The following is a 19403-nucleotide window of genomic DNA, read 5'->3' on the forward strand; positions in this document are numbered from 1 at the left end:
CCCCGTACGCAGGATATGACGTCCAACGACGACCGGCGGGTCTTCTCATACATCGAGGAATGACTATTGCGCTCGGCCTCCGCGGCGTGGTGGGATGACGCGTACCGGGCGGTGCGAGGGCTGCGGCGCCGCCGGTTGCCGGGTTGGTTAGACGCGAGGGCACCGGTCCAGGACAGGACCGTCGACGGCGCACGTCCACCGGCTGTTTTCCGCCGAGGCACGTCGCCGTGATCGTCGCACCGCTCACGACAGCGGGGCGATCACGCCACATCCCACCCGATTGCGGCGGGGCGGCTCAGCCAGCGCCCCTCGCGAGTCAGGAGAACCTGTGAACCGTTCCCGTATGGCCGCCTTGCTCACCGCGGCCATGACCCTCGCGCTCGGCGCTGTCGCCCTGGCATCCACTCCACAGCCGGCCGCCGCGCACGGCGCGGCGATGACGCCCGGCAGCCGCACCTACCTGTGCTGGCAGGACGGCCTCAGTACGACCGGTGAGATCAGGCCGACCAACCCCGCGTGCTCCGCCGCCGTGGCCCAGAGCGGGACGAACTCCCTCTACAACTGGTTCAGCGTGCTGCGCTCCGACGCTGGCGGCCGGACCACCGGCTTCATCCCGGACGGGCAACTGTGCAGCGGCGGGGCCACCGGTTTCCGCGGCTACGACCTGCCCCGCACCGACTGGCCGCTGACCCACCTGACCGCCGGGGCACGGTTGGACTTCAAGTACAGCAACTGGGCGCACCACCCGGGCACGTTCTACTTCTACGTGACGAAGAACAGTTGGAGCCCGACCCGGGCCCTGGCCTGGAGTGACCTGGAGGAGCCGTTCCTGACGGTGACCAACCCGCCGCAGCGCGGCTCGGTCGGCAGCAACGACGGGCACTACTACTTCAGCGGCAACCTGCCCTCGGGCAAGAGCGGCCAGCACATCATCTACTCCCGCTGGGTCCGCGCGGACTCACAGGAGAACTTCTTCGGCTGCTCCGACGTGGTCTTCGACGGTGGCAACGGCCAGGTGACCGGCATCCGGGGTGGCACGACGTCGCCGACCCCCACGCCGACCACGCCGACGCCGGGTCCGACCGACCCGCCGCCGACCACCACCCCGCCGCCGGCCGGTGGCGCCTGCACGGCCAGCTACAAGGTGTCGGGTTCCTGGCAGGGTGGCTTCCAGGGCGATGTCACGATCACGAACAACGGCAGTTCGGCGTTGTCCGGCTGGACCGCAAGCTGGACCTGGCCCAACGGGCAGGCGATCAGCCAGATCTGGGGCGCGACACAGACGTCGTCCGGCTCGTCCGTGACGGCGACGAACGTGGCCTACAACGGCACTGTCGCGCCGTCGGGGACCGCGACGTTCGGCTTCCTGGCCAGCTCCACAGGAACCAACGGCGTCCCCACGGTGAGTTGCGCCGGCCGCTGAGGCCCAACCCCGGCTAGATGATCAAGAGGTTTGCGTCACCTGGAGCAACTCGGGTGACGCAAACCTCTTGATCAATGTTGGAGACGTTGGGCCGGGTCAGCGGACCATGGAACCGACCACCGGCTTCGTGAGCAGGGCGGACTGGTTGCGCTGGATACCCGGGTCGAGGGTCTTGGCCACGAAGATCGCGTGCCAGATGCAGAAGATCAGCACCGTCCACACCTTGCGGGAGTGGTCGGCCTCCTCCCGCTTGTGCTCGTCGAGCAGGCGCAGCGCGTACGACAGATCCAGCAGGTCACCCGCGCCCGAGGTGCTCAGCACGTGCCGGGCCCACTCGTACATCTCGCCACGCAGCCAGACCCGGGTGGGGGTCGGGAAGCCCAGCTTCTTGCGGTTGACGATGGCTGGCGGCACGACACCCTGCAACGCCTGACGCATCGCGTACTTGGTGGCGTCGGAGCGCGGCGGCAGCTTCAGGTCCACCGGGATCTTCGCCGCGACGTCGAACACCTCACGGTCGAGGAACGGCACCCGCACCTCCAGCGAGTGCGACATCGAGATCCGGTCGGCCTTGACCAGGATGTCGCCGCGCAGCCAGGTGTAGAGGTCGACGTACTGCATCTTGGTGACGTCGTCCAGCTCGGTGCACTCGGCGTAGATCGGGGCGGTGACGTCCGTGTAGCGCACCGAGGGGTCGTAGCGGCGCATCAGGTGCTGCTTCTCCTCCTCGGTGAACATCCGGGCGTTGCCGTAGTAACGCTCCTCGATCGGGGTGGTGCCGCGCTCCAGGAAGCTCTTGCCCTTGACCCCCTGCGGAATCGCCTTGGAGACCGCGCGCAGCCCTTTCTGCACACCGCCGGGCAGACCGTTGACGCTGCCGAGCGACAGCGGCTCCCGGTAGATCGTGTAACCGCCGAAGAACTCGTCCGCGCCCTCACCGGAGAGCACCACCGTGACGTGCTCGGCGGCCTTCTTCGCCACGAAGTAGAGCGGCACCAGCGCCGGGTCGGCCACCGGGTCGTCAAGGTGCCAGACGATCTTCGGCAGCGCGTCGATCATGTCCTGCGGACCGATCTTGGTGGGGATCGTGGTGACGTCGAGGTGCCGGGCCGACTCCTGGGCGACGTCGATCTCCGAGTAACCCGGCACGTCGTAGCCGACGGTGAAGGTCAGGATGTTCGGGTTGAACTCCCGCGCCAGCGCCACCACCGCTGTGGAGTCGATGCCACTGGACAGGAACGAGCCGACCGGCACGTCGGAGCGCATGTGCATGCGCACGCTCTCGCGCAGCGTCTCGCGGATCTCGTGGTAGAGCCTCTGCTCGTCGTCGACCGGCGCCGGCCGGAACACCGGCCGGTACCACCGGCGTACGTCGATCCGGCCGCCCGGGGTCCAGTTCAGGTACTCCCCGGAGCCGATCCGGCTGATGCCCTTGTGCAGGGTGCCGGGCTCGGGGACGTACTGCAGGGTCAGGTAGTGGCTCAGGTTCGCCGTGTCGACGCCCGCGTCGCCCTGGTAGTTGCTGTGCGCGAACGGCAGCAGCGCCTTCTTCTCCGAGGCCAGGTAGAGGCCGTCGGCGGTCTCCAGGTAGTGCATCGGCTTGATGCCGAAGTAGTCGCGGGCACCGAACGCCCGCCGTTCCTGCCGGTCCCAGATGACGAAGGCGAACATGCCCCGCAGCCGGGTGAGCACCTGCTCACCCCAGAAGTGGTAGCCCGCGACGATCACCTCGCCGTCACCGGCGGTGGCGAACTGGGCACCGAAGTTTCTGATCAACTCCTCGCGCAGCTCGATGTAGTTGTAGATCTCGCCGTTGAAGGTCAGCAGGTAACGGCCGTTCGCGTAGGGCAGTGGCTCGTGGCTCGACGCGACGTCGATGATGGCCAGCCGCTTGTGGGCGAACACGCCGTCCGCGTACCGGCCGGAGGCGTCGCCGACCACCTCGACCCCTGTCTCGTCGGGGCCGCGGTGGTGCAGGCATTCCAACGCTCCGGCGATGTGGTCGCGATGCGCTGCGGCGTTGCCGTTCGCGCTGAAGAAGGCCAGAAGTCCGCACATGGTGGCCATCTTTCCACGCGCGCTGTCGGCCCTTGCAGCCGTCCGTCGATCCACCCGACTCCGAGGGGGCGTCACCGCCAACCGGACGCGCGGTACCGTCGGGACCAGCAACGAAGCGGAGGGAGCGGCGCAATGACCGAGGGACAGACCGACGGTACGCCGACGGACGGTACGGAATCGCACGATCCGGACTTCCCGGAGGCGTTCCTGTCCTTCATGCGGCAGGGTTGGAGCGACACCGCGCTTCCCGTGACGCCCCGCCCGGAGACGCCCAACTACGCCAAGCGGCGGGCGGCCCTCTCGGCGGCGTTCCCCGGCGAGACGCTGGTGATCCCCACCGGCACCGAGAAGGTCCGGGCCAACGACACCGACTACCCGTTCCGGCCGGGCAGCGACTTCGCCTACCTGACCGGCGACCACGACGCCGACAGCGTCCTGGTGCTACGCCCGAACGGCTCGGGGCACGACGCGACGCTGTACATGCGGCCCCGGTCCTCCCGGGAGACCGACGAATTCTTCCGCAGCCGCAACGGCGAGCTGTGGGTGGGGCGGCGGCACACCCTCGGCGAGAAGTCGACCGAGGTGGGCCTGCCGACCGCCGACCTGACCGGCCTGGAGGCGACGCTCGCCGACCTGGCTCCGGGGCGTACCCGGGTGTTGCGCGGTTTCGACGCCCAGGTGGACGCGGCCGTCCGCCCCTACGACGGGCCCCGCACCGAGGGCCAGCCGGCCCGGGACCGCGAGCTGGCCATCGCCATCTCGGAGATGAAGCTGGTCAAGGACGAGTGGGAGATCGGCCAACTCCAGGACGCGATCGACGCCACCGTACGCGGCTTCGAGGACGTCGCCCGGATCCTGCCGGACGACCGGGCGGTCTCCGAGCGGCTGCTGGAGGGCGTCTTCGCGCTGCGGGCCCGTCACGACGGCAACGACGTCGGGTACAGCTCGATCGTCGGTGCCGGCGAGCACGCCACGATCCTGCACTGGGTCCACAACCACGGCGCCACCCGACCGGGTGACCTGCTGCTGATGGACATGGGCGTCGAGGGCCGCAACCTCTACACCGCCGACGTCACACGGGTGCTCCCGGTGAACGGTCGGTTCACCGCGCTGCAACGCCAGGTCTACGACATCGTTTACGCCTCGCAGCAGGCCGGCATCGAGGCCATCCGCCCCGGCGTGAAGTTCAAGGACGTTCACCTGACCTGCATGCGGGTCCTCGCCGAGGGCCTGTCCGACCTGGGCCTGCTGCCGGTGAGCGTGGACGAGGCGATGGACGAGAAGTCGACCGTCTACCGGCGGTGGACGCTGCACGGCTTCGGCCACATGCTCGGCATCGACGTGCACGACTGCTCCAACGCCCGCAAGGAGACGTACCGCGACGGCGCGCTGGGCGAGGGCTACGTGCTCACCGTCGAGCCCGGTCTGTACTTCCAGCCGGAGGACGAGCTGGTCCCCGCCGAGCTGCGGGGTGTGGGCATCCGGATCGAGGACGACGTGCTGGTCACCGCGACCGGCGCGGTCAACCTGTCGGCCGGGCTGCCCCGCACCTCCGACGAGGTGGAGACCTGGCTGGCCGAGCAGCGCGAAGCCGGCCCCCGCCTGCCCAGCTGACCCGCCTACCCGCCTGACCCGCGCGACCAGGCTGACCCGCAAGACCCGCCCGCTCGGCTGACCCGCTAGACCAGGCTGACCCGCCAGTGTCCTCGCCCCGGGGGCGCTGGCGGGTCACGCTCCGCCCCTGGCCCGCCCACCCCTCGCTGAGGGCCGGCGGCCGGGGGCTTTTTGCCGTGATCAACTCGGTTTCCGGGAAGTCGCGCTGTCCCGGTCGCTCGGATGCCGCGTTTTCAGCGAAGACGAGTGGATCACGCCCGGAGGGCGGGCACCGTTCGGTATCCGTACACCTGACGGGGACGGCGCATCGGCGGCGACGCTTGCACGACGACCGCCCCGATCGGACGAGACGACGGTCCCCGCGACCGGGCGGCGCTGGGCCGGGCAGCCGTACTCGGGGAGGGGCGAGAGGACGGTCCCTCGACTCGACTCGACTCGGCGCGACTCGACTCGGCGCGGCGCGGCGCGGCGCGGCGCGGCGCGGCGCGGCGCGGCGCGGCGCGGGCCGATTGTCGTGCGTCGTCCGCCGGTGTTTGTGCTGCTCGGGTCCTTTCCGCCGGCCCGGACCGGTTGGCCGCCCTCACCTGACCTGTGCCAAATGCGTGGTTATCTCGGATACGTCCGCCATCGCGAAGATGGTTCTCATACGGTGAGGATCAGAGGCTACAACCCATTTGTAGCTGGTCGTGGCGCCTCGGGCGGTGCGATCCCGTCTGGTAGCAGGAAAGGGCGGAAGGCTCTGATGTCCAACGACGTAACGAGTACCGACGGCGGGGCCTCGACAGCTCCGCCAACACGGCGAAGGCGGGCCCTCTGGGTCGCCGGCGTAGCCGGACTGACCGGCGTGGTCGGCCTGGCGGCCCTCGGCGGCGTCGCCGCTCGGGACGACAAGCCCAAGTCCGACCAGGTGTCGGACGCGCAGCCATCGACCAACCGAGAGAACGTCAGCGACGACGGCGGCGCGGACAAGGGCGGCGCCAAGGACGACGGCGGTCAGGACGACGAGTGGGGCGGCGACGACTGGAGCGGCTTCGACGACCAGTCCGGCAAGGATGGCAAGAACCGCGAGGACGGCAAGCACGACGAGAAGGACCGCACCAGGCAGGTCCCGTGCGACTCCGACAAGCTGATCCAGGCGATCACGTTCGCCAACAACGATGACGGCGGCGTGCTGGAGCTGGCCAAGGGCTGCACCTACACCCTGACTCGCAACCAGGACGGCAACGGCCTCCCGGTGATCACCGAGCGCATCACCCTCAAGGGCGAGCACACCACCATCGGCCGCGAAGCCACTGCCGACTACTTCCGCATCCTCAACGTCGGGGCTGGCGGGCAGCTCACTCTCAAGGGCCTGAGCATCAGGGGTGGCCAGACCCTTCAGTACCCGATAGCCGCCGACCCGGCGACGGTCTGGGCGCCGTACTCGGCCCAGGTCCGCTCGACCACTGCCACGCCACCGGCAGCGGCGGCGCCCGCCGCGAAGCCGGCGACCGCTGCCGCGCCCGGCGCCAAGCCAGCGGCGGCAACGGCAACGGCAACGAAGCCGGCAGCAACCGCCGCCAAGCCGGCCGCGAAGGCAGCGCCTGCCAAGGCCATCGCCCAGGCAGCGCCTGCCAAGGCCACCGCAAAGGCAGCCGCCAAGCCGGCCGCGACAGCAGCGCCAGCCAAGCCCGCAGCGGCAGCAACCAAGGCCGCCCCGACTACCACCAAGGCCGCCCCAGCCAAGCCGGTAGCCGCGGTGGCGAAGCCGGCGGGTGCCGGTACGGCGGTCGTGCCGCTGGTTGAGCAGCCCGGGTTCACCGACGGTGCCGGGGTGCTGGTGCAGCCCGGTGGTCGCGCGGAGATCCTGGACAGCGAGTTGCTCTACAACCAGTCCGGCGGCAACGGCGGCGGGTTGGCCAACTTCGGCAGCACCAGGCTCAGCAAGACGACGGTCGCGCACAACACCGCGTTCTTCTTCGGCGGCGGCGTCTTCAACGCCGGCGTACTCCAGATCGACGAGTCGAAGATCAAGGACAACACCGGGATCGTCGGCGGCGGCGGCATCTCCAACGGCGCAGCCGACATCTTCACCGAAGACGTCGACGGCGGATCGGTCTGGGTCTACAAGAGCGAGGTCTCCGACAACGAGACGCTCGGCTTCGGCGGCGGCGTCCTGGATGTCGGGGGCACCACGACGTTGCACGAGACGACGGTCAGTGACAACACGGCGGGGCTCGACGGTGGTGGCGTCGCGGTGGCCGACAGCCAGCTCACCCTCAAGGACGCCACTGTGGTCAAGAACAGCGCCGCTCGCTCGGGTGGCGGTGTGGCCGCCTTCGACAGCGTGGCGACCATCGAGAACAGCCGGATCAACGACAACACTGCGGGCTCTTCCGGCGCCGGCCTCTTCAACGAGGAGAGCGTCACCACGCTGCGCGACAGCGAGGTGTCGGGCAACCGGGCCGTCGGTCCGTTCGCCCGCGGCGGCGGCATCCTCAACACCGAGGGCGGCGAGGTCACGCTCCACCGGACGAAGGTGGCGTACAACTTCTCCACCCTCGAGCCGGGGGGCATCTTCAACAGCCTCGGCGGCACGGTGAGGCTGGACGACGAGTCCGCCGTCACCGCCAACCGCCCGACCAACTGCTTCAACGTTTTGGACTGCTTCGCCTGATCGGGTGGGGCTGATCCACATAGAGGGCGCGCCCCTCCGAGCCGTGACGGCTCGGAGGGGCGTACCCATTTGAGCAGGTCAGGTGCTTGCGGGCCGGCTTGGGTGGCGTGTGTCGTTCCCAGCCCCGGTGGGGGCAACATGAACCGAATGTGGGCTTCTCTCGGATAAGCCCGCGAGGCGAGGAACCTTCTCATACGGTGGTTTTGGGAGCTACAACCGATTTGTAGCAGGGGACGCCCGTCTGACGGCGGCGACCCTGTCTGGTACGAGGAGAGGGCAGAGAGCTCCGATGTCCAACTACCTAACGAACAACGAAGCCTCCGGGCGGGCGACGGCCAAGAGCCGCCGCAAGCTCTGGCTCGCCAGTGGCGTGGCCGGTTTGACGGGCGTGATCAGTCTCGCGGCGGTGGGCGTCGCGGGCAGCGCCGGAGCGGTCGGCTTGAACTGGAACACCGCGCAGGTCAGCAAGGACGGCGACCAGCGGGGTGACGAGGCGCGCGACTGGAACAAGGACGAGGACCGGAACAAGGACAAGGACCGCGACAAGGACCACGAGCGCGGGAAGGAGGTGCCCTGCGACACCGACAAGCTGATTCAGGCGATCGTGTTCGCCAACAACAAGCACGGCGGTGTGCTGGAGCTGGCCAAGGGCTGCACCTACAACCTGAGCCGCAACGACTACCAGGGCAACGGCCTGCCGGTCATCACCGAGCGCATCACCCTGAAGGGTGAGCACACGACGATCGCCCGGGAAGCCACTGCGGACTACTTCCGCATCCTGAACGTCGGCGCGGGCGGTCACCTCACCATCAAGGGCCTGACCATCAAGGGTGGACAGACCCTCGAACGCTACAACAGCGTCGAGCCGGCGGCCGTCTGGGCGTCGTACTCGGACTCCGAGGCGATCGCGGCTCAGGTGAAGGCGGGCGTTCCGCTGGACCAGGCGCTCACCGCCCGGCAGGCCAACCCGAAGGCGGGCCTGACGGCCGCTCCGAAGGTCACGGCCAAGGCCGCGCCGGCTGCCAAGGCGGGCGTCGTCACGCCGCTCGTGGAGTACCCGGAGGACACCGACGGCGCTGGCATCCTGGTGCAGCCGGGCGGCACCGCCGAGATCCTGGAGTCCGAGGTCGTCCTGAACCAGTCGGGCGGCAACGGTGGTGGTGTGGCCAACTTCGGCACCACGAAGATCTGGCACAGCACCGTGACCCGTAACACCGCCTTCTTCTTCGGTGGCGGTGTCTTCAACGCCGGCCTGCTCAAGGTCGAGGAGTCGAAGATCACCGACAACACGGCCATCATCGGTGGTGGCGGTATCTCCAACGGCGCCGCTCGGATCTTCGCCGACGACGTCGACGGCGGAACGGTCGAGCTCAAGAAGGCCGAGATCAACGACAACGAGACGCTGGGCTTCGGCGGTGGCTACCTCGACATCGAGGGCAACACCACGGCGTACGGGACCAAGTTCGTCTCGAACACCGCGGTCCTCGCCGGCGGCGGCCTGGCCGCGGCGGACAGCCAGCTCAACCTGCACGAGGTTTCGGTGGAGCGGAACAGCACCGCCGGTGTCGGTGGCGGTGTGGCCATCGCCTTCGACAGCGCTGTCACGTTCGAGAAGAGCAGCATCAAGGACAACACCGCCGGCTTCTTCGGCGGCGGGCTCTTCAACGCCTTCAGCGTCACGACGCTGCGCGACAGCGAGGTTGCCGGTAACCGGGCCATCGGCCCGATCGGGGTCGGCGGCGGCATCTTCAACATCTTCGGCGAGGTCAACCTGTCGAAGACGAAGGTCTCGCACAACTTCTCCACCTTCGCCCCGGGCGGTGTCTTCAGCTTCTTCGGAGACGTGAACGTGGACGACAAGTCCGCCATCACCGCGAACCGTCCGACCAACTGCCTGGCCATTCCGGGCGGCACCATCGAGAACTGCTTCGCCTGATCACCTCAGGGTGAGCACGGCGTAGCGCCAGCACAACGGGCCGGCCCCCTTCCGCGAAACGCGGAAGGGGGCCGGTTGACGTCACTTCTGGACGAAGACCGCCACGCTGCGCGCCGGTACGGTGAAGGTGCCGGCCGCCCGGTCGAACGAGGCGGTACGCAGCACCGGGTCGGCCGAGTCGACAAGCACCGGGTGCAGTGCCACGTCCGCTCCGCGCAGTCCGGTCACCGTCTGGTCGACCGTCGACGGGGTGCTGTTGAAGACGACGGTCAGTGACTTCCACGGCCCGCCCAGCCCCCGAGCGTCCAGGGTCATGGTCAGCACACCCGGCGTCTCCGGCGCGCCGGACAGCGGGAACGCCACCCGTCGCTGTACCTGCTCGGCGGTGGCCAGCCCGAACACCGGCGACGACGCCCGGACGCGCAGCAACTCGGCGTACCGGGCATCGGTGGTGTTGATCGCCGCGCAGTCCGGCACCAGCGCCGGGTCGGCCAGCAGCGGCTTCGCGTACGGCCACTTGTCCTCGTTGTCGGGTGCGGGCGGCAGACCGGCGCCGAACCCGTTGCCCTCTTCGCAACCCCAGCGGATCTGGTTGAACCAGTCACCGGAGTTGTACGAGTTGCGGTCCAGCGACTTCGACCGCAACCGTTCGGTGCCTGCGGTGACGAACCCGGTGCCCTGTCCCAGCACCACAGTGCCCAACGCCAGCACCTGCATCCGGGAACGGTCGGTCGCCGAGGTGGCCTGCGGCAGTTTGTACGCCAACGCGTCGTACAGGATCTCGTTGTCGTGCGCGTCGGCGTAGGTGACGGCCTCCCCGGGCGCTGCGGTGTAGCCGGCCGGGGAGCCGTTGTAGTCGACCTGCGCCCCGGTGACCTCGTGCCCGGCGCTGTCGGTGAACCGGTAGTCGCGCAGGTTGCCGGTGAGCCCCACCTTGATCAGGTCCTGGGCGCGCAGCAGCCGGGCCTTCTGCTCGGCCGGCGACCCGTTGACCGGGTCACCGTTCGGGTCGCTGTAGAGCCCGGAGGCGAAACCCTGCACCCTCGGGTTCTCGTCGAACGGTCCACCGCCGCGCACCGCGTCGCGCAGCCGGTCGTTGAAGGTGCCGATGCCGGTACCGGCCATGTTGGTCTGGGTGGCCTGGACGAAACGGGCGTCGTTGGCGACCTCGCCGAAGTTCCAGCCCTCGCCGTAGAGCATGATCGCCTTGCCGTCCACGCCGTCGCGGGCGACGGTCAACCGGTCCAGGGCCGCCCGGACGGCCAGGATGTTCGCCTTCGGGTGGTGGCCCATCAGGTCGAAGCGGAAGCCGTCCACCTTGTACTGCCGTGCCCAGGTGACCAGCGAGTCGACCACCAGCTTGCCCATCATGGCGTGCTCGGGGGCGGTGTTGGCGCAGCAGGTGGAGTTGGCCACCGCGCCGTCCTCCAGCAGCCGGTGGTAGTAGCCGGGCACGATCTGGTCGAGCACCGACTTCGCGTCCGTGCCGGCCGCCGACGTGTGGTTGTAGACCACGTCCATGACCACCCGCAGCCCGGCGTCGTTCACCCCGGCGACCATCCGCCGGAACTCGGTGGTCCGCGCCGCGCCGACCGGGTCGACGGCGTAGCCGCCCTCGGGCACTGTGTAGTGCAGCGGGTCGTACCCCCAGTTGTAGCCGTCGGTCTCGGCGACCGCCGCCACGCACTTCTGCTGCTCGGCCGAGTCCGGCGGCAGCGCCGCCAGGTCGCAGGCCGGCTGCCGCTGGTCGGCCCGCTTCTCGGGGATCGTCGCGAAGTCGAACGCCGGCAGCAGGTGCAGGTAGTTGACCCCGGCGTCGCCGAGCGCCCGCAGGTGGGTCATGCCGGCGGTTCCCGGCTCGGTGAACGCGAGGAAGGTCCCCCGCCGCCCGGCAGGCACGGTGTCGTCGGCGATGGAGAAGTCCCGCACTGACAACTCGGTGATCTGCGCCTTCGCGGCCGGCACCGGTGCCGGTTTGCGCAGCGTGCGCCACCCGGGGGGTGCCAGCGCCGGGTCGTTCAGGTCGACGAGCTGGCTGTGCGTGGAGTCGGCCGCGAGGGCCACCGAATACGGGTCGGTCACCGACGCGGTGACCATCCGCTGCGCCGCCGGCTGCCACGCCCGTACCTCGTACCGGTAGAACTTGCCGGTCCAGGTGTGGTCGCCGCGCACCGACCAGACGCCGGTACGGTCGTCGCGGCGCATCGGCACCGACTTCGGCGCGGCGGTGGGCGAGTCGAACAGGTGCAGGCGCACGCTGTGGGCGGTCGGCGCCCAGAGCGCGAGGCTCGGCGTCCGCCCCGCGAAGGTGGGCCCGAGCGTGGCGTCGGTCGCGCGGGAGTACACGTCGTCGAGCACGCCGGGGATCTGCACGCCGGTCGCGGCGAGCAGCGCACCCTCGGCGTCGCGCTCGGTGACCAGCAGCTGCCCCCGCAGCGCCGCCGGGACCTTGGCCAGGTCCGCCCGGTCCAGGGCGAAGCTACGGTACGACCACAGGTGCGGGAACCTGTCGCGTTGGGCCTCGGTGAGCCCGTTGCGCTGCGCCCGCAGCGGCATCGTGGTGTACGTGCCGGTCAACTCGCCGTCGACCACGCTGACCCCGCCGGTGGGGCCGGTGACCAGCGCGTACGTCCTGCCGTCGGTCGGCGGTGTCCGCCACGCCACAGTGGACCTGTCGATCCAGTGCGCCTCCTGCTTGCCGATGTCGGTGTCTCCGCTGGCGGTGGTGGCCGTCGACGGCAGCAGGCGCCCGGGCGTGGCGGCGAGCAGCCACACCTCCCGGCCGGCGCTGGCGAAGTCGAGCCGCTGGTCGTCGGGCAGGTCCTTGGTGTCGCCGTTGTGGATGATGTAGTTCAGACCGGTGGCACCGGTCGCCAGTGGCACCCGGAACACCGCCCCGAACGCGTCGACGGTGCTCGGCCGCAGCGGGGCGGACCACTCGGTCGGGTTGGCCGCGCCGTCCCACAGGTGCAGGCCCCAGCCGTCGTAGTTGCCGTCGGCCCGCCGATAGTGGAGCACGGCGGTGCCCTCCTCGACCGGCGGCTCCGGTTCTCCGGCGGCCGCCTGCCTGCTCGGGTAGATCGCCGGGTCGCCCTGCTTGAGCCAGATCTCGCCGGTCTGGGTGACGTCGATGCTGCGGTCCTGGGCGACGTCCTTCGTACCAGCCTTGTCGACAACCAGGAAGTTCACCGACGTCGCGCCCGGCTTGAGTTTCACCCAGGCGAACCGGCCGTAGGAGTCCTCACCCGCGAACGGCTGCCCCTTCGGCCACTCGGTGACGTACGCCGGGTCGATGTCCCCCCAGGCGTACAGCCCCCAGTCGTCGTACCCTCCGGCGGGGCGCTGGTAGTGCACCACCGCCCACTCCCGGGAGCTGCCCTGCGGCGGGGTTCCCACGACGGCGGTGGACCGGGCGGTGGCGGTACGGCCCCGGCCGTCGCGGACCACCGCCTTGTACTCGACCCGGGTGCCGCCGGCCAGTCCGGTCAGGTCATGCTGCACCGTGTACGGGGCGTGGTCGGCGCTGCCCAGCAGTGTCCACCGGCCGCCGGCAACCCGCGCCGCGACGGTGACGGTGGCCAGCGGGTCGCCGGTCACCCGGGCGGTGACCGCTGCCCTGGTGGCGACCGCCGAGTCCGGAACCGGGCTGGTGATGGTGATGGTCGGCTTGTCGGCCGCCGGTGCGATGGGCTTGCCGGCCCGGTACACCGCCGCCGACAACGGCGGCACGGTGAGGGTCAACTCACCGTCACCGTTGGCAGGCGTCGAATGGGCCGCGGGCGCTCCGGCGCAGCATGAGCCGCCGGCCTGGTCGTCGCCCGAGCCGCCGTAGATGCCGGTGAAGGTGGCGCCGGCCGACCAGGTGTCCACCGTGACAGTCTGCGCGGTGTCGGCGTTGTTCACGGCCACCACGTACTCGGTGCGGTCGGACGGGAGGATCCGGGAGGCGGCGAAGACGCCCGGCCCGTCAGCCGCGTACCGGGTGACCTGCACGCCGTCGCGCAACGCCGGGTGGGCCTGGCGCAGCCGGCCAAGGTCGGCAATGGTCCGGTACAGCGGGTGGGTCGGGTCGAACTGGTCGCTGGCGTGCGTACGGTCGGTGCCGAGCAGGTCGTCGTCGAGGTAGTCGGCAACCTTCGACGCGAACATGTCCTGCCGGGCGTCCTTGTCCCCGCCGGGGCCGGTGAAGCCCTGTTCGTCGCCGGAGTAGACCACCGGCTGGCCCCGGGTCAGGAACATCAACTGGTGCGCGAGCTGGTCACGACGCAGGTGACTGGCCGGGTCGCTGCCACCACCGGCGATGAACGATCCGATCCGGCCCATGTCGTGGTTGCCGAGGAAGGTGGTCAACCGACCCGCGTCGGTGTCCCGGGCCGCGTAGAGGTCGTCGCGGGCGTACACGTCGGCGAGCGCCTTCGCGGAGCCGGCGCCGGCGGTGAAGCCCTTCGCGGCCTCCTGGAAGGCGAAGTCGAGGGTGGCCGGCAGGCCACCCTGGCGGACGTAGCTGGAGCTGATCTCCGGGTCGGCGCTGTACACCTCGCCGAACATGAAGAAGTCCTTCTTGCCGGCCTTCTCCGCGGCCCGCTCGATGCCCTGGCTGAACTGCGGCCAGAAGTCCATGTTGACGTGCTTCACGGTGTCCAGCCGGAAGCCGTCGACGCCGGTCGCGCCGATCCAGTCCCCGTACGCCTTGGTCAAACCCCGCACCACCTCGGGACGCTCGGTCCACAGGTCGTCGAGGCCGAAGAAGTCGCCGTACTCGCTGTTCTCGCCCGCGAAGGTGGAGTCACCCCGGTTGTGGTACATGGTCGCGTCGTTCAGCCAGGCCGGGACCTTGACGCTCGCGTCCTTCGAGTCGGCGAACGTCGGCGTGTACGGGAAGGACTCCCTGTCGACCGGCGGGAACGCCCGGGAGCCGTCGGCGTAGTTGCGGTCCTCGAACGCCCGGCCCTGCGCGTCGGTGTACGGCGAGGTCGCCTTGTCCACGTACGCGTACCTGTCCTCGGCGTACTTGATCACGTCGGCGGTGTGGTTGACGATCACGTCCAGGTAGATCTTGAGGCCGCGCTGGTGGGCGAGCTTGACCAGCCGCTTCATCTCTTCCATCGTGCCGAAGTGCGGGTCCACCTGGGTGAAGTCGGTGATCCAGTAACCGTGGTAGCCGGCCGAGATGTCGTTGCCGGCACCCTGTACCGGCCGGTTCTTGAAGATCGGGGCGAGCCAGATGGCAGTGGTGCCCATCCCCTGGATGTAGTCCAACTTGTCGATGACGCCCTTGAGGTCACCGCCGTGGTAGAAGCCCTTGTCGGTCGGGTCGAGGCCGGTCCGCAACCGGTCGCCGGTGAGGCCGCCCCGGTCGTTGCCGGGGTCTCCGTTGGCGAACCGGTCCGGCAGGACGAAGTAGAACTGCTCGGCTCGGGCATAGTTGCCGCCGGCCTTCAGCAGCGCCTCGGCGGTGGGTTCGGCGCGCCACTGGGTCGCGCCGCCGATCGCGGTTGAGGCGTCGGCGGACGGCCGGGGGCTCGCGGCGGCGGGTTGCACGGCGACCGGAGCGCCGACGAGCGTGACGGTGAGCAGGGAGGCAAGGGCCAGCAGAGCGGTGCGCGGTATCGGCGGGGGTTTCATCGACGCCTTCCTCTGGTCGCTGATTGGCCGCACGCTAACCCTTGCCGAAACATTCTGCAATACCTTGCAAACATGGTCGCAACACAGCACGTCCTTGCGGAAGCTCCGGTCAGAGCCCGTTGCAGCGCGTCCCGTCGACAGTGCACTCCCGTGGTGTGGTGGGGGCCCGCTCCATGTGGAACCGCAACGACACCGAACCGCCCGGCGACACGTCGACCCCGCTGACGTACGTGAAGCCGTCGTCGAACTGGCGGATCGTCCCCTGTGGGACACCCTCCACCCAGGAGGTCACCAGCCGTCCACCGTCGAACTCCAACCGCACCGTCCAACCACGGCTGCGGGTGGACGTGTTGACCATCGCCACCTCGCCGATGAATCCCCCGTCGAAGCTCTGCACCACCCGGTACCGCCCGATCATCGCCGGCTGCCCTGGCGCGGCCCGGCTCGGCGACAGCGTCGCCGCCGGCTTTCCGGTCGGACCGGCCGTCGGTTCGGCCGATGGTGACGCGGACCCGGCCGCGGCGCTCGGCGGCAGCCCGTTCGCACGGCCGGATATCCCCGGCAGCACCGGTGCCGGAGACGGCACCGAGGTGGGCACGCTCGGTGCCACCACCGCCGACGGCACCGGCAGCGCCGGCGGTTGAGCGCCGTCCGGCGCGGGGCTACGTCCCCGGTACGCGCCCAGGGCCACGATGAGCAGGACCACCATCACGACGACACCGGCGCCGACCACGATCCAGGGTGACGTGGCGATCGCCACCGGACCGTGTGGTGGGCGCGGAACACGGCGCATGCCGGACATGTACCTCCTTCAGCGGACCGTCCGCGCAGCGTAGCGATCGGCGGCCCGGCCCGGAAAGCCTTGGTGGCGCAGCGGTGCAGCGGTGCGGCGGTGCAGCGGTGCGGCGGTGCGGCGGTGGCTCAGCCGATCCGGCAGTCGACCCCGTTGACTGTGCACTTGACCGGTCGCTGCGCCGAGTCACCCCAGCCCACGCGCAGCCGCAGCGTCCGAGAGTCGCCCGCGTCCAGCGAACGGGTGCCGCGCAGGACGAACTCCCCGTGCCCGCGCCCCTGCACCGAGACGCCCGAGTCATCACCCACCCGCAGAGCCCAGGTGTCGTCGTCGAAGAGCAGTTCCACCTGCCAGTCCGCCGACCGACTCGACTCGTTGGCGATCGACAGGACCGCCGAATCCCCGTCCCGGCCGTTCGAACCGACCTCGTACCGGGCGCTTACCGCTTCTTGCGCCGGCGGCGCGACCAGGACGCTCGTCCGCCCCGGGGTGGGCGAGCCGGTGACGGTGGCCCGCGGTGACGGCGTCCGGCTACTTCGCGACGGTCGCGGCGACACCGAGCGCCGCTCCATGGCGGCCGGAGTCGGCCCACCGGTGGCCGACGGGGCGGCCGGCGTGGTCGGCAGGAACGCCGGAGGCGCGGCCTGCGGAGGCGCGTCCCGCTCCCTGGTCCGGAACGACAACAGCGCGATCACCAGGAGCACCACCAGCGCGCACACACCGAGGAGCACCACGATCCACGGCACCGACGCCAACACCCGCGCCGCCCGCGAAGCTGCCGCACCGTCCGGCCGCACCGCCATCAGGTCTCCCCTCGTCCCCCACCGACGCGACAGCGTAGCCAGCGCCGCACGGACCCGAAACCGTGTGGGTACGGATCGGGCCAACCGGCCCCCGTTGGTCAGCCCGTCCGGACGACAGTGCAGATCAGAGGTCCGTCATCCGAGATGCGCAGCAGGTAGCGGTACCGCTCCCCTGGCACCGCCTGCCCCCGGCAGTCCAGGAACTCCCACTCCACCGCCACCATCGTCAACAGCGCGGACACCGGCTGCACGTCCTCGATCCGGGCGTGGGCAGCGACCAACTCCCGGGCCTGGTAGTCGGGTGCGGCGCCCACGAAGGACAGCGCCACCGCCGCCGCTGACGTGAACGAGAAACTGTAGGTGTCAGCCACCACCAGCCCCGGCAGGGCGTAGCAGCCGGCGATGGCCGGCAGGTCGCCTGAGGTCAACGCCACGCCGTACCGGTCGAAGAAGTCGGCCAACGTGTCAAGATCCGTGGAGGCGTTCACGGCCACAGCAATTGCCGGTCACCGGCCAGCTCAAACCTCAGCGCGGCGGCACCTGAACCTCGATCTCGGAACCCAACCGGGCGTCGCCGGCCAGACCAAGGTCGTCCCCGCTCCAGAACCGCCCCGGGTCGTACCAGTTCGGACGTCGACCCGCCGGCAGCAACCCCATTGCCTCATAGGTCACCGCCACCACCTCGGCGCAGTACGCCGTCTCCAGCGCCCGGTCCCGCTCCCCCGCCGACCGGGCCGAGCTGACCGGGCCGGAAGGGTCAGCGCGGTCGGTCGGGTTGGGGCGTTCAGCACGGTCGGTCGGGTTGGGGCGGTCGGTCGGGTCGGGGTGAGGTGTCGGCTGGCCGAGGCGTGCCAACGCCGACAGGCCACCGAGGTGCGGCAACGCGGGAAGCCGGCCGGGACGCGGCAGCGCCGGCACCCGACCCCGCACCCAGCGCCACGCCAACTGGGCGGTCGACGGGAACGGCGTGCCGTCCAGCCGCGCGATCGTCCGCAGCACCGCCCGCTCCATCTCCGCGTCGGCCGGCGGGTCGAGCTGCCGCAACCAGGCCCGTTGGCCGTACCGGTTGGCCCAGACGCCCACCGCGTCCCGCAGGTCGTGCAGCTGGACGCCACGTTGGTGGCTGCCCGACCACAGGTCCGGCAACGATTTGCCCAACTCCGCGTGCCACATCAGCGGCGGCATGTCGTCCAGCACCACCGCCATCCCGACGTGATTCACCGGGCTGTTGGTGGTGAACTGGATCGCCCGGTCCGGCACGCTGCGGCCCCGGAACACCCACACGTCACCGGTGCGGGTCAACTCGACGGCCTCATCCAGGCTGATGCTCATGAGGGTCTAGCCTAGGCCGATGCGGCAACGAATGCGGTGGTGGAAGGTTCTCGGGCTGGCCGGGCTCGCCGGTGTCGCGGCCTCCGGCGTGGTCATCGCGCGGGCCGAACGGCGTCGGCGCGCGTACACCCCGGAGGAGATCCGGCAGCGGCTGCTGGAGCGGCATGCCCAGGCCAGCGACGCCGCGAAACCCGGTGACCCGACCTGACCCACCGTCCTCTGTAGATCGTCGTTGGGGCAGCCCGGCAGGTCGATGATCGATACGATGTGGCCATGACGACGCCCGTCGCACAACGGCCCTTCGTCCTGTCCATCCCGGCCGCGCCTGTCGAACGACACGGCAACGTCGACCTGCACCTGCCCACCCACACCGGTCGCGCGCCGGCCGTCGTGGTGGTGCACGGCGCTCCGCTGCCACCCGACGCGCCAGACCCTCGCGACTGGTTGCTCTACCGCGGCTACGGCGCGCTGCTCGCCGCGAGCGGCGTGGTCACCGCGCTGGTCAGCTACCAGGTGTCCGACCTGTCCGCGCTGCCCGCCGCAGCCGACGACATCGCCGCCATGGTCGAGCAGGTCCGCGCCGACCCGCGGGTCGACCCCGAGCGGGTGGTGCTGTGGTTCTTCTCCGGCGGCGGCCTCTTCGCAGCCGACTGGCTGCGCGTCCCGCCGGCCTGGCTGCGCGGGATCGCACTGACGTACCCGCTGCTCGTTCCGTTCCCCGGCTGGGAGGTCGACGCCCGGTTCCTGCCGGTCGAGGCACTCAGCTCGGGCACCGACGTGCCACTGGTGCTGACCCGCGCCGGTCAGGACATCCCGCCGGTCCTGGCCGGCATCGACGCGTTCCTCCCCGCGGCGACCGCCCAGGGCTGGCCGATGCAGGTGATCGAGGTGCCGGACGGGCAGCACTCCTTCGACATCCTCAACCACGGCCCGCAATCCGAGGCAGCCGTCCTGGCCGCCCGCGACGCCGTCCTGGAACTGCTCGACGCAACCTGACCACCTCCACCCGGTACCGATGCAGGGCGGCATGATCGACTCGGGTTCCGTGATGTCGGGGGGTCTCCGGCTGGCGGTTTCAAGCGGCGGTTGCAACCAGGTGTTTGTGGAGTACCTCGGCTGGATTCTGCCAGTCGAGGGTTTGGCGTGGTCGTGCGTTGAGTTCG

General features: G+C 70.1%; 12 protein-coding genes. 6 read left to right on the top strand and 6 right to left on the bottom strand.

Annotated features, from left to right (window positions below; all coding sequences use genetic code 11):
• The first annotated feature begins 343 nt into the window (after positions 1-343).
• Positions 344-1423 carry a lytic polysaccharide monooxygenase gene (locus ACFYPG_RS07180; protein WP_355009730.1) on the top strand — a complete coding sequence of 360 codons (1080 nt, stop codon included), beginning with the start codon at positions 344-346 and terminating at the stop codon, positions 1421-1423.
• Between the two features lie 96 nt (positions 1424-1519).
• On the opposite strand, the gene asnB is transcribed toward ACFYPG_RS07180, so the two are convergent.
• Entirely contained in the window at positions 1520-3481 is a 1962-nt protein-coding gene (asnB, locus tag ACFYPG_RS07185) for an asparagine synthase (glutamine-hydrolyzing) (protein WP_355009680.1), read from the bottom strand.
• A gap of 132 nt (positions 3482-3613) precedes the next feature.
• Here asnB and ACFYPG_RS07190 point away from each other — a divergent pair, with 132 nt between their 5' ends.
• The 3 genes from ACFYPG_RS07190 to ACFYPG_RS07200 all read left to right on the top strand — a co-directional run bounded on the left by ACFYPG_RS07190 (position 3614) and on the right by ACFYPG_RS07200 (position 9687).
• The gene (locus ACFYPG_RS07190) at positions 3614-5095 is read left to right on the top strand and encodes an aminopeptidase P family protein (RefSeq protein WP_355009679.1); all 1482 of its coding nucleotides are present in this window, start codon (positions 3614-3616) and stop codon (positions 5093-5095) included.
• Between the two features lie 742 nt (positions 5096-5837).
• Positions 5838-7751: a right-handed parallel beta-helix repeat-containing protein gene (locus tag ACFYPG_RS07195; protein ID WP_387350835.1), complete on the top strand. Its 1914-nt coding sequence runs from the start codon at positions 5838-5840 to the stop codon at positions 7749-7751.
• A gap of 289 nt (positions 7752-8040) precedes the next feature.
• Positions 8041-9687, top strand: a complete 1647-nt coding sequence (locus tag ACFYPG_RS07200) for a hypothetical protein (protein ID WP_387350837.1) — start codon at positions 8041-8043, stop codon at positions 9685-9687.
• Between the two features lie 81 nt (positions 9688-9768).
• Here ACFYPG_RS07200 and pulA read toward each other — a convergent pair whose 3' ends face one another.
• From pulA to ACFYPG_RS07225, 5 genes are all read right to left on the bottom strand, one after another.
• Positions 9769-15312, bottom strand: coding sequence for a pullulanase-type alpha-1,6-glucosidase (gene pulA / locus ACFYPG_RS07205; protein WP_387350839.1), 5544 nt, complete (start codon positions 15310-15312; stop codon positions 9769-9771).
• A gap of 109 nt (positions 15313-15421) precedes the next feature.
• Positions 15422-16114 carry a cellulose binding domain-containing protein gene (locus tag ACFYPG_RS07210; RefSeq protein ID WP_387350841.1) on the bottom strand — a complete coding sequence of 231 codons (693 nt, stop codon included), beginning with the start codon at positions 16112-16114 and terminating at the stop codon, positions 15422-15424.
• 119 nt (positions 16115-16233) lie between these two features.
• Entirely contained in the window at positions 16234-16908 is a 675-nt protein-coding gene (locus tag ACFYPG_RS07215; RefSeq protein WP_387350843.1) for a hypothetical protein, read from the bottom strand.
• 98 nt (positions 16909-17006) lie between these two features.
• Positions 17007-17396 carry a hypothetical protein gene (locus ACFYPG_RS07220; protein WP_355009673.1) on the bottom strand — a complete coding sequence of 130 codons (390 nt, stop codon included), beginning with the start codon at positions 17394-17396 and terminating at the stop codon, positions 17007-17009.
• 37 nt (positions 17397-17433) lie between these two features.
• Positions 17434-18240, bottom strand: coding sequence for a hypothetical protein (locus tag ACFYPG_RS07225; protein ID WP_387350845.1), 807 nt, complete (start codon positions 18238-18240; stop codon positions 17434-17436).
• Between the two features lie 19 nt (positions 18241-18259).
• Between ACFYPG_RS07225 and ACFYPG_RS07230 the strand changes: the two genes are divergently transcribed.
• Positions 18260-18448: a hypothetical protein gene (locus tag ACFYPG_RS07230; protein ID WP_238671532.1), complete on the top strand. Its 189-nt coding sequence runs from the start codon at positions 18260-18262 to the stop codon at positions 18446-18448.
• A 65-nt stretch (positions 18449-18513) separates the two neighbouring features.
• Complete coding sequence (locus ACFYPG_RS07235) at positions 18514-19236, top strand: hypothetical protein (RefSeq protein WP_355009671.1); 723 nt, start codon at positions 18514-18516, stop codon at positions 19234-19236.
• Positions 19237-19403 lie beyond the last annotated feature (167 nt).

Source organism: Micromonospora sp. NPDC005553 (assembly GCF_042871765.1).
Classification (GTDB): domain Bacteria; phylum Actinomycetota; class Actinomycetes; order Mycobacteriales; family Micromonosporaceae; genus Micromonospora.

What these genes read in the sequence shown, in the direction of transcription:
- ACFYPG_RS07215 (WP_387350843.1), bottom strand. Translation starts at nt 16,908, where the DNA reads ATGGCGGTGCGGCCGGACGGTGCGGCAGCTTCGCGGGCGGCGCGGGTG.
- asnB (WP_355009680.1), bottom strand. Translation starts at nt 3,481, where the DNA reads ATGTGCGGACTTCTGGCCTTCTTCAGCGCGAACGGCAACGCCGCAGCG.
- ACFYPG_RS07225 (WP_387350845.1), bottom strand. Translation starts at nt 18,240, where the DNA reads ATGAGCATCAGCCTGGATGAGGCCGTCGAGTTGACCCGCACCGGTGAC.
- ACFYPG_RS07180 (WP_355009730.1), top strand. Translation starts at nt 344, where the DNA reads ATGGCCGCCTTGCTCACCGCGGCCATGACCCTCGCGCTCGGCGCTGTC.
- ACFYPG_RS07190 (WP_355009679.1), top strand. Translation starts at nt 3,614, where the DNA reads ATGACCGAGGGACAGACCGACGGTACGCCGACGGACGGTACGGAATCG.
- ACFYPG_RS07200 (WP_387350837.1), top strand. Translation starts at nt 8,041, where the DNA reads ATGTCCAACTACCTAACGAACAACGAAGCCTCCGGGCGGGCGACGGCC.
- ACFYPG_RS07230 (WP_238671532.1), top strand. Translation starts at nt 18,260, where the DNA reads ATGCGGCAACGAATGCGGTGGTGGAAGGTTCTCGGGCTGGCCGGGCTC.
- pulA (WP_387350839.1), bottom strand. Translation starts at nt 15,312, where the DNA reads ATGAAACCCCCGCCGATACCGCGCACCGCTCTGCTGGCCCTTGCCTCC.
- ACFYPG_RS07195 (WP_387350835.1), top strand. Translation starts at nt 5,838, where the DNA reads ATGTCCAACGACGTAACGAGTACCGACGGCGGGGCCTCGACAGCTCCG.
- ACFYPG_RS07210 (WP_387350841.1), bottom strand. Translation starts at nt 16,114, where the DNA reads ATGTCCGGCATGCGCCGTGTTCCGCGCCCACCACACGGTCCGGTGGCG.
- ACFYPG_RS07235 (WP_355009671.1), top strand. Translation starts at nt 18,514, where the DNA reads ATGACGACGCCCGTCGCACAACGGCCCTTCGTCCTGTCCATCCCGGCC.